This window comes from Sphingomonas sp. P2_B6, assembly GCF_056404755.1.
Map to the genome: position 1 here is coordinate 305606 of NZ_JBFUDK010000001.1, position 14298 is coordinate 319903.

8 protein-coding genes are annotated in these 14298 nt (G+C 67.4%); 2 read left to right on the plus strand and 6 right to left on the minus strand.

The annotated features are described in order from the left end of the window. Window positions 1–36 precede the first annotated feature (36 nt). From AC1DX5_RS01405 to AC1DX5_RS01420, 4 genes are all read right to left on the minus strand, one after another. Complete coding sequence (locus AC1DX5_RS01405) at window positions 37–1908, minus strand: glycoside hydrolase family 2 protein (protein ID WP_478013857.1); 1872 nt, start codon at window positions 1906–1908, stop codon at window positions 37–39. Between the two features lie 34 nt (window positions 1909–1942). Next, complete coding sequence (gene uxuA / locus AC1DX5_RS01410; RefSeq protein WP_478013858.1) at window positions 1943–3112, minus strand: mannonate dehydratase; 1170 nt, start codon at window positions 3110–3112, stop codon at window positions 1943–1945. Window positions 3113–3179: 67 nt separating this feature from the next. Next, a complete protein-coding gene (locus tag AC1DX5_RS01415; protein ID WP_478013859.1) occupies window positions 3180–4490 on the minus strand; it encodes an alpha/beta hydrolase family protein in 1311 nt (436 codons plus the stop codon). 52 nt (window positions 4491–4542) lie between these two features. Next, window positions 4543–6879: a TonB-dependent receptor gene (locus AC1DX5_RS01420; RefSeq protein ID WP_465175721.1), complete on the minus strand. Its 2337-nt coding sequence runs from the start codon at window positions 6877–6879 to the stop codon at window positions 4543–4545. A 191-nt stretch (window positions 6880–7070) separates the two neighbouring features. On the opposite strand from AC1DX5_RS01420, the gene AC1DX5_RS01425 reads away from it, so the two are divergent. Next, the gene (locus tag AC1DX5_RS01425; RefSeq protein ID WP_465171885.1) at window positions 7071–7859 is read left to right on the plus strand and encodes a FadR/GntR family transcriptional regulator; all 789 of its coding nucleotides are present in this window, start codon (window positions 7071–7073) and stop codon (window positions 7857–7859) included. A gap of 12 nt (window positions 7860–7871) precedes the next feature. Here AC1DX5_RS01425 and AC1DX5_RS01430 read toward each other — a convergent pair whose 3' ends face one another. Both AC1DX5_RS01430 and AC1DX5_RS01435 read right to left on the minus strand, forming a co-directional pair. Then, window positions 7872–10265 carry a glycoside hydrolase family 31 protein gene (locus AC1DX5_RS01430; protein WP_465175720.1) on the minus strand — a complete coding sequence of 798 codons (2394 nt, stop codon included), beginning with the start codon at window positions 10263–10265 and terminating at the stop codon, window positions 7872–7874. After that, the gene (locus AC1DX5_RS01435) at window positions 10262–11518 is read right to left on the minus strand and encodes an MFS transporter (protein ID WP_465175719.1); all 1257 of its coding nucleotides are present in this window, start codon (window positions 11516–11518) and stop codon (window positions 10262–10264) included. The genes AC1DX5_RS01430 and AC1DX5_RS01435 overlap by 4 nt, the downstream gene beginning before the upstream one ends. 225 nt (window positions 11519–11743) lie before the next feature. Between AC1DX5_RS01435 and AC1DX5_RS01440 the strand changes: the two genes are divergently transcribed. Further along, a complete protein-coding gene (locus tag AC1DX5_RS01440; RefSeq protein WP_478013860.1) occupies window positions 11744–14290 on the plus strand; it encodes a beta-glucosidase in 2547 nt (848 codons plus the stop codon). Window positions 14291–14298 lie beyond the last annotated feature (8 nt).

The window sequence follows — 14298 nt, forward strand, 5'->3', positions numbered from 1 at the left end:
GGAGCGCGCGCTTCCGCAAGGGAGCGCGCGCTCTGGTTACTCCTTCGCGCGGTAATAGGCCGCGAGCACGTCGAACGCCTGTTTGCGCTGCCCGGTCTCGGAGATCAGCCCCTTGCGGTTCCAGCCCTGCTGGAAGTCGGGATTCTGCCGGCGCGGCGAGCGGAAGTCCTTGAGGATCCAAGGCGACATGCCGCGCAAGGTCGGCACCGAATCCGCCATCTTGAGCGTCGCGCGGTAATAATCCGCCTGATATTCCTCGGAGAATTTCTGCGGACCGGTCAGGTCGTGGAACCCGGCCCGCGCGTCGGCGCCGAATTCGGAGAAGACCAGCGGCTTGTCGGCGGGCACTTTCCAGACGCTGCCGGGCAGGTCGGTCAGCCGGTCGTTGGTGTACCAGCCATTATAGGTGTTGATCGCCAGCACATCCAGGACCTCGGCGAGCGGATCGGCCATGGTCATGGTCGGCGTCTTCGCGTCCTTCGAGCGCTCGACCAGCAAGGCCGCGCTGACCAGCCGCGTATCGTCGAGGCCGCGGACATCGCCGACCAGCGTGCGCAGGAAGATGTTGCGCGCCTCGCTGACGGGCGTCTCGTTGGCGACGCTCCAGATCGCGATCGAGGCGCGGTTGCGGTCGCGCAGGATATTCTCGGCCAGCATGTTGCGCGCGGTCGCCAGGGTATCCGGGTTGGACCAGGCCACCAGCCAATAGACCGGCACTTCGCTCCACACGAGCAGGCCGAGCTCGTCGGCGGTGCGCGTCATCATTTCGGAATGCGGGTAATGCGCCAGGCGGACGAAATTGCCGTGCAGCCCGTGCTTGATCTCGCCGAGCAGGGCGCGCGCCGCCGCCGGGCTGATCGCGCGGGTCGGCTCGCTGCCCAGCTCCTCCTCGTGCAGCGAGATGCCGCGCAGGAAGATCGGCTTGCCGTTGAGCAGGATGTCGGCCCCATGCACCTCGATGGTGCGGAAACCGATGCGGTCGCGCCACTGGTCGTCGCCGCTCGCGATCGTCACCTCATAGAGTTTGGGACGCTCGGGCGACCAGCGGTCCAGCGCGCGCGGCGCGGCCATGGTCGCGCGCCAGTTGCCGGCGGCGTCGGTCGTGCCCGCCTGGTCGAGGCCGAGCTCGGCGACGCGCAGCCGGACCGCGCGATTGGCCGCCTGCGGCCCGTCCAGATGCACGTCGACCGCCATGCGCCCGTCGCGGGTCAGGCGGACCCAGGCATCGTCGACATAGGTGTCGGGCGTCGAGATCAGCCGTACCGGCCGGGTGATGCCGCCATAATTCTCCCAGTCGGTGACGGGCGGCGGCACGGTCGCCGCGGTCGCCTGCGAATCCACGCCGACGGTGATCTGGTTGTCGCCGTCACGCAACAGGCGCGTCACCTCGAAGGCGAAGGGGGTGAAGCCGCCTTCGTGGCGCCCGACCGGCTGGCCGTTGAGATAGACGACGGTGGCGTAGTTGGCCGCGCCGAAGCGCAGGAACATCCGCCCCTTGCGCTGCGCGGGGACCGGGAAGCTGCGCTGATACCACATCAGCCCCTGATAATAACGCAGCTCGGGCGCCTCGGTCAGCCAGGACGACGGCAGGGTCGTGACCGGCGACCGGGCAAGGTCGAACTCGTACAGGACCCGGCTGTCCTGCGCCATTTCCTTGCGCACATCGACATCGCGGTAACGCTGCTGGCCCTTGTCGGGCGTCTCGCCATGGAAGCCGGCCAGGCCGGAGCGGTACGGATCGATCGAATAATGCCAGGCGCCGGACAGATCGGTGCCCTGCCGCATGTCGGCGGAAACCAGCAATGGTGAGGTCTGGGCCGTCGCCTTCGGCAGGGCGGGGGCGGCGGCTTGCTGCGCGGCGCCCGGAGCGGCCCATAACATGGCGGCGGTGAGCCATGCTGCCTTCATTCGGTTAAGCACATCCGTCTCCCATCGCCGTTCGTCATGATATTCCGGAGGTCGCGTGCGCGATCCCGCGTTCGAGCCCGCGCAGTTCCGCCAACCCGCGCATGCGGCCGAGCAGCGAATAGCCGGGGTTGGTGACCTTGGTCAGGTCGTCGAGCATCTGATGGCCATGGTCCGGGCGCATCGGGATCGAGCGGCCGCTTCGCTGCTGCAGGCGGTGGACCGCCGCCACGATGTCGACCATCCCGGCATCACCCTCGAGATGCGCTGCCTCGTGAAAGGCGGTGTTCGGTTCGCGCTGCACGGAGCGCAGGTGGAAGAAGCCGATCCGGTCGCCCAACCGATCGACCATGCCGGGCAGATCGTTGTCGGCGCGCACGCCGAACGATCCGGCGCAGAAGCACAGGCCGTTGGAGGGGTTGGGCACGCGCGCGAACAGCAAGGCGACATCGGCCTCGGTGCTCACCACGCGCGGCAGGCCGAAGATCGGGAAGGGCGGATCGTCGGGGTGGACGACCAGCCGCAGGCCCAGCGCATCGGCGACGGGGCAGACCGCGGCCAGGAAGTCGGCATGGTTCGCGCGCAGGCGCTCCGCATCCACATCGGCATAGGTCTCGATCGCGGCGAGCAGCGCGGTGGAGGTGAAACTCTCCTCGCTGCCCGGCAAGCCGGCGATGATCGTCCGCTCCAGCCTGTCGCGCGTCGCCTCGTCCATGGCATGGAAGCGCCGCGTCGCGCCTTCGACCATGGCCGGCGTATAGGAAGCGTCGGCGCCGGGCCGGCGCAGGATGTGGAGATCATAAGCCGCGACCATCTCCAGCTCGAAGCGCAGTGCCAGCGCGCCATCGGCAAGCGGCCAGGCCAGATCGGTCCGTGTCCAGTCGAGGATCGGCATGAAATTATAGGTCACGGTGGTGATGCCGCACGCCGCGAGGTTGCGCAGGCTTGTGCAATAGCGCTCGACCAGTCGGTCCCATCCGGGCCCGCGGGTCTTGATCTCCTCGTGCACCGGAAGGCTTTCGACCACGGTCCAGCCAAGCGCCGCCTGCTCGATCTCACCCTTGCGCGCCGCGATCGCCTCGCGAGTCCAGACCTCGCCGTTCGCGACCTCGTGCAGCGCGGTCACGACCTCGGCCGCGCCTGCCTGGCGGATGTCGCGCAGCGACACCGGATCGGACGGCCCGAACCAGCGCATCGTCTGCGTCATCAACATACGCCTTTACTCCCTGGCCGGCGCGCGCACCGCGCGAGGCCGGCTGTTTTACGCGTCACGTCTAGGACGCAGGCTTGAACTCGAGCGACATGCCCGAGGCTTTGTTCGGCTGGAACCCCTTCCACAAAGTGGCGGCGGGAGGCCCGGGGCTGAAGCCGGCATAGCGGCCTGGCGGCGCGCTGGCCCAGACCCCCTCGTTCGAATTGGGCACGAGACCATCGATATAGGCTGCCCTGGTCATGTCACCCTTCACATAGCGATCGAGAAAGGCGGTGATGAAATGCGCCTCGATCGCCATCAGCCGGTCCTTGCGCCACACCGAATCCTCGAACCAGTCCTGGTCCCAATAGCTCTTCCGCATTTCCGGCGGCGCGCCGATCAGGGCGATGCTGTGCCCCGCCTCGCGAAACGTCAGCAGATAGCGCGCCGCGTGCACCTCGTCGTCGAACAGCGTGCGCACGCCGGGATCATAACCGACGGTACGATCCTGGCTGCCGGCGATGAACAGGGTGGGTGCCTGAATCGCGGCGACGCCGGGTGCCGCCCACATGGCGGCGCCGCGCACCGCACGCGGCGGCGAGATCGCGACCACTGCCTTCAGGCCGGCAACCTTCAACTCGCCCGCCTTCGGTCCGCCCGCGACATAGGGCGCGAGCACGTCGCGCGTGGCCCCGGCCAGCGCGGGATCGAGCGGAGCGCCCGCGGCCGTGAGCACGCCGTACCCGCCCATCGAATAGCCGATCAGCGCGGTACGACCGGCATCGGCGACGGCGAACGGCCCCTGCCCGGCGCGCGCGCGCCGCTGCGCCTCGGCGGCGACGAACGCGATGTCGAGCGGCCGCCGCGCGATCGGGCCAGCGGCGGCGGCAGCAGTACGGATGGTGATCGGCGGATCGCGAAAGGCCGGGGCGACGACGACATAGCCCTTGCTGGCCAGATTCTCGCCAAGCCACGATAGAACCTCTGGCGTGTTGCTGTATCCATGCGCGAGGATCACGAGCGGGAACCGGCCCCGGGCGGCACGCGCGTCCGGTGTGGCGATGCCGGGAACGGTGAAGGCGATGTCGGTGCCTTTCTCCCCGGGCAGCGCCGACCGGTAGACCGTGCCGCGCCCCGGCATGGCCGCAGGATACCAGATTCTGAGCGGCAGGTGACGGTCGACGATCGCCGGCCTGTCCTGGCCCTGGAGCGGGTCGGCCTGGCCGGGCTGGACGATTTCGATCGCGGCGACGCCGACCGGATAGGACCCGAGCGCGGCAAGCTCCGGCGCGTCGATGGCGGGGTTCGCCGGCGCGTCCGCTGCCGGCGCGCTCGCCGACAACAGTGCAACGGCACCCGCCATCGCCACCGGCAGCGCAACACGAAACATCATTTGCTCCCGATCCGTTGGAGAACAGCGGGGGCGGCGTGCGCCCCCGCTGCCTTCAGAAATTCACGCCGACCCGGACACCGCCATAGCGGCGGAAGTCGCGTGGCAGCAGTGCCTGCGTTGCCAGCTTGTTGCCGAAATTGCCTGCCGTGTTGACCAGGGAGGGAAAATATTGCTTGTCGAACAGGTTGTTGACGAAAGCGACCACCTCCCATTTATGGTCCTCGGCGCGTACGCCGAGCCCGCCATTGACGATGCCATAGGCCGGCTGGAACGTCTGGGGATCCTCCGCCACATAATAGACGCTGCTCTGATATTGCCAGCTGGCCTGGACGATGCCGCGCAGATCGCCGCCCAGCGACGGCGAATAATCGGCGTTGACCGAGAATTTCCACTCCGGCGCCTGCACCGCGCGCTGGTCGGTCAGGACCTGATAAGCGGGCTGGGCCGGTACTGGCGGCGCCGCCGGCACCGCCGGCACGCATCCCTGTGCCGGCGTCTGCAGGGGATAACATTGCGCACGCGGGAATGACGTGTATTTCGCGTCGAGATAGGCGACCGACGCGCCAAGATTGAGGTCGTTGCCGATCCGTGCGGAGGTGTCGAGTTCCACGCCCTTGGTGTTCAGTCCGCCGACATTGGTCAGACGGAAATTGCTGGTCCCGTCCGTCAGCGTCTCGATCGTCTGCGCCTGCAGATCCTCATAATCGGTGTTGAACAAGGTGAGGTTGGCCGTCACGCGCCGGTCGAGGAACTGCATGCGTGCGCCGAGCTCCCAGTCGCGCGACCGTTCCGGCCTGATCGGGCCGGCGTTGGCGCGGTTGGCGTTGAAGCCAGTGGTCAGATCATAGGTCTGGCCCTTGTAGCCGGTCGAATAGGTCGCGAAGACCATCATGTCGGGCGTGACTTCGTAGCGCCCGCTGATGCGATAGGTGCCCGCGGTATCCTCGGCACGGCCGCTGAAGAGAGACGGCGCGCCGACGGCCGCGAGATTGTCCTTGAAGGTATAGGCAATCTTCTCGTTCTGGACGCGGCCGCCGCCGGTCAGGGTCAGATGCGGCACGATCTCCCAGTCGATCTGCGCGAAGGCCGCGATCTGCTCCGATTTCGACGTCGCGAACCAGTTGGCGAGCGAGAAAGCCGGGCCGCGCAGGAAAGGCCGGTCGAACTTCACATTCGCATAATAGGCGCCCACCGTATAACGGAACGGCTTGTCGCCGGGCGAGAGCAGGCGGATTTCCTGCGTGAACAATGTCGAGTGGAACGTGCCGACCTGGATGTTGCTGCCGCTGGGAGTCGTGGACGACGTATCGTCCTGATCGAGAAAGTCGTTGAGGCGGAACTTGTCGTACGAGCTGATCGACACCAGGGTCATGTCGCCCAGCCCGACTTCCGCGCGGAGCGACCCGCCGCCGCCTTCATATTTGGTGCGCGCGTCGTAATTGTTGCTGACGTTCTGATTGTCCTCGTTGATCGTCACGCCGGGCATCGCCACCGCCGCGGTCTGGCCTGCGATACCGCGGAACAAGGCGGTCGGGTCCATGCGGATGAACGGCCGGCCGACGCTGGTATTGCCGTTGAGATAATTGCCCGACAGGGTGACGGTGACGTTGTCGGTCGGTTCCCAGCGGAGCTTGGCGCGGGTGTTGAATGCCTCGCGCCCGTTCACTTTCTTGCCGTTGAACAGGTTGCGGACATTGCCGTCCCAGTTGGAATAGCTGGCCGACAGGACATAGCCCAGTTCCGGGCTGATCGGGCCCGACACGCTGAAATTGCCGCCATATTCGCTGTCGGTGGTCGCCAGCGCATTGGCGCGGAAATGGAAGCTGTCGGTCGGCTGGCGCGTGATGATGTTGATCAGGCCGGCCGAGGCCGACTTGCCGTACAAGGTGCTCTGCGGCCCGCGCAGCACTTCGATCCGCTCGACATCGGGCAGGTCGGTGAAGGCGCGTGCCTGGAAGGCGAGCGGCACTTCGTCGACCAGCACCGCGACGCTCGGCTCGACGCCGATGCCGAAGGCGAAGGTGCCGACGCCGCGCAGCGACACATTGGCGTTGACCGGATGTTCGGCCGGACGCACCGTCAACGACGGCGCGATACGGCCCAGGTCGGAGAACTGGCGCACACCAGAGGCCTGGAGCTGCGCCGACGACAGCACGGACACGGCGAGCGGCACATTCTGCACATTCTCGGCGCGCTTGTTCGCGGTAACGATGATGTCGTTGGGTTCGAGCCCGGTCTGCGCTGCTTCGGCCGGCGCGCTTTGCGGTGCCGCGGCCGAATCGGCTTGAGGCGTGGCGGCGGGGTCGGCCTTGGCCATCGCCGGCGTCGCGCCCAGCGCCAGCGACGCGGCAAGCGCCTTCAGGCAAACGGTCTGGTGGAATTTTCCCATCTTGATCCTCCCCTTGGCGTCGGATCACGAATGCCCGCGCCCGTTTCTTTGTAGTCGGTGGCTATCAAATGGCCTGACCAGTTGCAAGCCCTGCCTGACAATGACTTTCGCACCACCCGTGGTGGCTTTCGCCCTGTTGCCCGATTGTCACGGGGCTGGTATAGGCCAGTTCAGCTATGCCATTGAAGAAATTGATCAGACCAGTTGGCGACCCGGCGACGGCCACGCTGCAAGCGGACGGGCGGAAACTCTACCAGCAAGTCGCCGCCGCGGTGGCGGAGGCGATCCAGCGCGGCGATTTTGCCCCCGGACAGCGCATTCCGTCCGAACGCGAACTGGCCGACGAGTATAAGGTCAGCCGGCCGACCATCCGCGAGGCGATGATCGCGCTCGAGGTGATCGGCATCGTCCGGTCGCGTCACGGCGCGGGCATCTTCGTCACCGACAATCCGCCGCTGGACGCGCCGACCATCGGGCTCGATATCGGCGCGTTCGAGCTGACCGAGGCGCGCCGGTTGTTCGAGGCGGAGGCGGCGGCGCTAGCCGCGGTGTCCATCAGCGATGCCGAGATCGCGACGCTCGAGACGCTGATCGGCGAGATGGAACGCGAGAATCTGGAGAATATCAGCGGCGAACATGCCGATCGCGAATTCCACCTGACCATCGCACGCGCGACGCGCAACTCGGCCGTGGTCGATGTCGTCGAATCCCTGTGGGACGCGCGTTACCGCTCGCCGCTCTGCGCGCACATGCTCGAACGCGCGCGCAGCGTCGGCGTCCAGCCGCGCATCGACGAACATCAGGTCATCCTGGCGGCACTGCGCGACCGCAACCCCAAGGCGGCCCGCACGGCGATGCGCAATCACCTCGCCCGTGTGATCGACGGCCTGTTGCAGGCAACCGAGAACGACGCGGTCAACCGCGCCCGCGCCGAAGTGGAGGCCAAGCGCACTGACCTGGCGAAGCGCGTGGCGGTGTAACGCCGGTCGCCGTCAGACCCTGATGACCACGCCGCGCCGGCCCTCATGCTTGACGGCATCGCCAATCCCGCCATTCACGATCAGTTCGCGCTCCTCCCCCGGCGGCAACAGGAGCGTGATCCTGTCGTCGCCAAAGGTCCCCGGCCCCTCGCGCCGCACCTCCAGGACGATTCGTGCCGCATCCGCAGTGCCGGTAATGCACCACTGGTCGATCGCCCCTGCCCCGTCGCCGGCATCCTCGAGGGCGGACCAGGCAAAGGCGCCCTGGCGTGGCGGGAACAGCCAGACGCCGCGGCGATAGGGCCCGGGCCGCCACCCGCCTTCAGCGAGATCGACCAGCATCGCCGATCCCGCTCGCGCGAGCAGCGGCGGCGGGCCGTCGAGCGGTGCGTCGAGCACCGCCGTCACGCCGCCAGCAACGCGGTCGCCGGTCCACACGTCCAGCCACTCCGCCCCGGCCGGTGGCCGGACGGTGCGCGTATCGGCACCCGCCTCCATGACGGTGGCGACCAGCAGGTCAGGCCCGAGCAGATGCTCGTCATTTTCCGCCCAGGCCGCCGCGTCGCCGGGAAAATCGAGCCAGGTCGGCCGCACCATCGGCTCATACGCCTGATGGTATCGATGCAGCAGATCGTAGAAGAACGGCAACAATGTCTGCCGCAACGCAATCAGGCGCCGGATCGCGGGCAGCGATTCGGGGTACATCCAGGGCTCGTTGACGCTGCGATCGTCGTTCCAGCTATGGATGCTGAAGCGCGGCATCAGCACGCCCGCCTGCACCCAGCGGACCAGCAATTCCGGCGACGGCGCCGGCCCGGCGAACCCGCCGACGTCATGCCCGCTGTTCGACACACCGGACAGCGCCAGGCCGATCGCCATGCGGGCATTGTAGCGCAACGTCTTCCACTCGGTGCGATTGTCGCCGCTCCACGTCTGGGCATAGCGTTGCAGCCCCGCCATGCCCGACCGGGTGACGACATAGGGGCGGTTGGCCGGCGCGGCCTCGGTCTGGGCGCGGCGTGAGGCCCGCGACATCAGCAGGGGCTGGACGGGGCGCCAATCGGCCGCCGCGCGAGGCGTGCCGAAGCCCGCAAACCGCGCCCGCCTGTCCCAGATCTCATATTCGTTATTGTCGTTCCAGGTCGCGACGATGCCCTGGTCGAGCAGAGCGCTGCCGACCTGCGCCCGCCACCACTGCGCCGCGGCGGGATTGGTGAAGTCGATATAGCTGCCGACTTCGTCCCAGAACTGCGCTTCCACCGGCACACCCTCCGCATCGGCCACGAACAGCCCCTCGGCGGCGACCTCGTCATAGCGCGGATGGCTGCGCAGTAGCGCCGGCTTGATGTTCGGAACGAGCTGGATCCCCGCCGCCGCATAGCTTTGGACGAAGTGGGCGGGCTCCGGGAATTTCTCCCGATTCCAGTGGAACACATATCTCTTGTCGCCGATCGAGGTGTAGCCCGAGGACAGATGAAACGAGGTGCAGCCGATATCGTGCTCCGCCAGCTTCTCGATGAACCCGGCCATCTGCACCGCGGCGTCGGGCGCGTCGGTATAGGTCATGGTCGATCCCGAATAACCGAGCGACCAGCGCGGCATCAGCGCCGGCCGGCCGGTCAGCCACGTGAAGCGGCGCGTCACCGCCAGCGGATCGGGCCCGGCGATCATCCACAGGTCGAGATCGCCGGCCTCCGCCACCATGTGGCGATACAGGCCGTGATAATTGTCCAGCTCGCGGCCGAAATCGAACGCCGTGTCGGCAAGCGTGTCGTAAAAGGCGCCGTGGCAGTGCCCGGCCGCGTCGGCGACCAAGATATAGGGGATCGACTTGTACAGCGGATCGCCATTCTCGGCGTCATAGCCCATCGGATCGAGATTGGTCAGGCGGAAGCTGCGCCCCGCGCGGTCCGTATCGCCCGAACGGTCGCCCAGGCCGTAGAAGCGCTCGCCCGGTCGCCGCGCGCAATAATGGTGCACGCGGCCGTCCCACCAGCCAAAGTCATAGGCCTGGGTCGGCCGGTCCTCCGCCATCAGGCGCCACTCGGCGCCGTCATGCTGTTCCCAGATGCAGTGCAGCCCGTGCAGGCGAATCCGCACGCGCAGCCGGGCCGTTGCGACCGTCACTACCCCATCCAGAGTCTCGACGTGGAAATCCGGACAGGTGAAGCCGTCCAGATCCATCCGGTCGCGCCCCGGCTCGGCGATATCTGCAGCGCCCGGCGCGATCGCCCAGCTCGGCGGGCTCGTCACGGCGCCATCGGCGAGCAGGAGCAGCCGCGCGATATCCTCCTCCAGCACGAACAGATGCGCCGTCGCCCCGGTATCGGCCACCAGCGTCAGCCGGCCCCGCGCCTGTTCATGCACCGCGAACAGCGGCGGGTTGGACAAGGTGGCGCGCTTCATCGGCGGGACTCCGCGGGAACGAGGTGGCGAATGCTGACGACCAGGACCGCGGCACCGATCAGGTCGAACACCGACAAGGCCGCGAACAGCGGCGCATAGCCGATCGTATCGGCGAGCTGGCCGATCAGCAGCGAGAACAGCAGCCCGCCGATCCAGCCCGCCTGGCCGATAAAGCCGTTGGCGGTGGCGACCTCCTCGGCGGTGAAGACATCGGCCGACAGGGTGTTGATCAGCACCGAGATCATCTGGTGCGCGAAGCCGCCGACGCAGAACAGCGCGATCGCGGTATAGGGGCTTGCGGCTAGGCCGATGCATCCCGGCGCGATCATCAGCACCGCCGCCAGGACGATGCCGGCGACGCGCGACGTGATCAGCGACAGGCGCAGCCGCCCCATCAGGAACGGCGACAGATAGCCGCCGAGCACGCCACCGAGATCGGCCGCGAGGAAGGGCAGCCAGGCGAACAGGGCGATCTGCTTCAGGTCCATGCCGCGCTCGGTGGCAAGATAGAGCGGGATCCAGAAGCTGAAGGTCTGCCAGGCCGGCTCGGCGAGGAAGCGCGGCACCGCGATCACCCAGAATTTCGGCGTGCCGAGGATCTCGCGCGCCGTCGCGCGGCGACCGGTCAGGGGCGGCCGGTCGGCCTGGATCAGCGCCAGCTCGTCGGGCGTGATCGCCGGATGCTCGGCCGGGCTGCGGTAGAAGCCATACCACGCCGCCGCCCATACCAGCCCGACCGCGCCGGTGACGACAAAGGCCAGGCGCCAGTCGGCCCATAACGACACCGCCACGACCACCGGCGGGGCGATCAGCGCGCCGAGCGAGGTGCCCGCGTTGAACCAGCCGACCGCGACGGAGCGTTCCCGCGCGGGGAACCAGGTCGCGATCGCCTTGATCCCGGCCGGCACCGCCGCCGCCTCCGCCATGCCGAGCAGACCGCGGAAGAACATCAGGCCAAGCCAGCCGGCGGCGAGCGCATGCAGCATGTTGGCGATGGACCAGGCAACGCCGAACAGGGCGAAGCCGCTGCGCAGTCCGATCCGGTCGACGACGAAACCGGCCACCGGCTGCATCACGGTATAGGCCAGCTGGAAGGCGCCGACGACATAGCTGTATTGCTGAGTCGTCATGCCGAGACTGGTCTTGAGCTCGGGCGCCAGCACGCCGAGCGAATTGCGCGCGAGATAATTGGCGATCGTGCCGAAGCAGATCAGCGCGACGATCCACCAGCGCAGATATGGTATTCGCCTCAACCCTTCCCTCCCGCCAGGCCACCGGCCCGTTTCTCTTATGCCGTCGGACTATCCCACCCGTCACCCTTTGTCGATATTGGTCAGGCCAGAAAGTCGCGTAGAGCCTCGATGGCCTGACAATTTTGCGCGCGACAGGTTGACGAAGCTGCTTGGGCGGCGTCTTATCGCCGGTAATTCGCGGCGCGGGCAACGTCCCGCAGACCGTTTCAGCAGAGGAGAGAGTGGATGAAGGCGGCCAAATCGCGCGGTGGGATAGCCCTGAAGCTGACCGCCGCCAGCGTCCTGATTGGCTTGACCAGTAGCGCCGCCTACGCTCAGCGCGAGCTTGCCTGGATGAGTCCGTCCGTCGTTTCCAGCCAGGCCGCGGCAACGACCGATACCGCCAGGGAGAAGATCGCGCGGCGTCGCGCGCATCAGCTGATCGCCGCGATGACCCTGGCGCAGAAGATGCAGCAGCTCACCGGCAGCATGCCGGCGCTGCTGCCCGAATTGCCGAACTGCTATGGCGCGCGCCATGTGACGGGTAACCCCGCTCTCGCCATTCCGACCTTCCGCATCACCAACGGCCCGGTCGGCGTCGGCCAGAATGACTGTGTCGACAAGAGCGTGCAGGCCGAAGCTGCCGCCGGGGGCAATGCGATCTACGCCGCCTATTCGCATCCCAGCTCGGCGCAGGCGACGGCGCTTCCCTCCGGCATGGCGATCGCCGCGTCGTTCGACCCGCGCGTCGCCGCGGCTTTCGGCGGCGTCATCGCCACCGAGATGACCAATCTCGCGCTCCACGTCTTCGAGGCGCCGGGCGTGAACCTGGCGCGCCTGCCGATCCTCGGCCGCAACTTCGAATATTTCGGGGAGGATCCCTTGCTGTCGGGCACGATGGCCGTGGCCGAGACCAGGGCAGTGCAGTCGCACGGCATCATCGCGATGGCGAAGCACTTCGTCGCGAACGAGCAGGAAACCAACCGCATGACCATCCAGGAGACGGTGGACGAGCAGGTGCTGCGCGAACTTTACCTGATTCCGTTCGAAATGGCGGTGAAGGACGGCCGCGTCGCGAGCATCATGTGCTCGTATAATTATGTGAACGGCCTCCATTCCTGCGAGAACGAACCCCTGCTGAACGGCGTGCTGCGCCGCGACTGGGGCTTTACCGGCTATGTCCAGTCCGATTTCTTCGCGATGAAAAGCACGGCGCCGACGCTGGCGGGCGGCATGGACCATGAGATGCCGACCCCGATCCACTGGACTCCCGCCAAGCTGAACGCCGCGCTGGCAAGCGGTGCGATCACCACCGTTCAGATCGATACCGCGCTGGAACGCCGCTATACGCAGATGTTCAAGGCCGGCATCTTCGACCGGCCGCTGGTCCAGACGCCGATCGACTTCCAGGCAGGTGGACGCAAGGCGCGCGAGATCGGCGCCCGGTCCGCGGTGCTGCTGCAGAACAACGGCGCCCTGCCGATCGTGCGCAACGCGCGGGTGATCGCCCTGGTCGGCAAGGCGTCGCAGGTCTATGCGCAACAGGCCGTGGCCGGCGGATCGGTCCTGGGCCGCTCGATGGGGGCGGGCGGCGGCAGTTCCGACGTCGTCCCGCATTATACCGTGTCGCCGATCGACGGCATCCGCACCGCACTGCGCGAGATGGGCCAGGCCGGTACCCAGGTGAGGATGGTGCTGGTCGACGACGCCAACGCATCGGCGACGGTCGACGGCAAGCCATCGTCTTTTGCCGCCGCGCTCGATCAGGTCGCGGCGGCGGATGCCGTGGTCGTCATGGCAGGCACGAACGCCGAAGAAGGCGCGGATCGCGCGACGTTCAGGGACGCGACCGGGCGGGAACTGGCCGCAAGCGCGGCGGCGGGCAGCTCGCTCGACTGGTATGTCGCCAGGCCCAATCTGATCGCGACGAAGGACACGGGCGCCAACACCGCCCGGTCGAGCCAGACGGTCGCGATGTTGGCCGGGATCATGGCGGCCCGGTCGACCACCGGGCGTCCGATGTCGCAGAAGACCGTGCTCGTGCTGAAGGACAATGCCGGCGTCGCGATCGACCCCGGCCTGCTCGGTCCGCAGGGCCCTTCGATCCTGGAGGTGTGGTTTCCGGGCCAGGAAGACGGCAACATCGTCGCGGATCTGCTGTTCGGCCGGGCCAACCCGTCAGGCAAGCTGCCGGTCACCTTTCCGCTTACCGGCAAGGGCTTTCTCGACTCGGTCACGCCGCAGCAATTTCCCGGCGTTCCGGGCAGCGACGGCAAGTCACCATCGGTCACCTATAGCGAGAAGCTCGACATCGGCTATCGCTGGTACGACGCCAATGCCGGCGGCCACTGCGCCGAGACGGCAGGCAGCAACCCATGCATCGCCTTCCCGTTCGGCCATGGCCTGTCCTATACGAGCTTCGCCACCTCGAGCCCCAGGCTGGTGCCGGACCGGCGGACAGGCAGCTACCGCGTGACGATGACCGTGAAAAACACCGGGAAGCGCGCCGGCGCGCAGGTCGTGCAGGCCTATCTGTCGCTGCCGGCCAGCGCCAATGCGCTCGGCGCCGCGCAGCCCCCCAAAAGGCTGGTCGGCTTCGAACGCGTCGAGCTGGAACCCGGCGCGTCCCGCCAGGTCGCCATCACGATCGATCCGGCGAGCAGCCATCATCCGCTGGGCGTGTGGAACAAGACCGCCGGGCGCTGGGTCATTCCGTCGGGGCGATATGAGGTCAAGGTCGGCACCTCGTCCTCGCCGCGCGACCTTGTCCCGGCAGGCTCTTTCACTCGCTAGCGCATTTT

Coding starts and splice junctions, on each gene's coding strand:
- AC1DX5_RS01405 (WP_478013857.1), bottom strand. CDS start 1,908: ATGAAGGCAGCATGGCTCACCGCCGCCATGTTATGGGCCGCTCCGGGC.
- uxuA (WP_478013858.1), bottom strand. CDS start 3,112: ATGACGCAGACGATGCGCTGGTTCGGGCCGTCCGATCCGGTGTCGCTG.
- AC1DX5_RS01415 (WP_478013859.1), bottom strand. CDS start 4,490: ATGATGTTTCGTGTTGCGCTGCCGGTGGCGATGGCGGGTGCCGTTGCA.
- AC1DX5_RS01420 (WP_465175721.1), bottom strand. CDS start 6,879: ATGGGAAAATTCCACCAGACCGTTTGCCTGAAGGCGCTTGCCGCGTCG.
- AC1DX5_RS01430 (WP_465175720.1), bottom strand. CDS start 10,265: ATGAAGCGCGCCACCTTGTCCAACCCGCCGCTGTTCGCGGTGCATGAA.
- AC1DX5_RS01440 (WP_478013860.1), top strand. CDS start 11,744: ATGAAGGCGGCCAAATCGCGCGGTGGGATAGCCCTGAAGCTGACCGCC.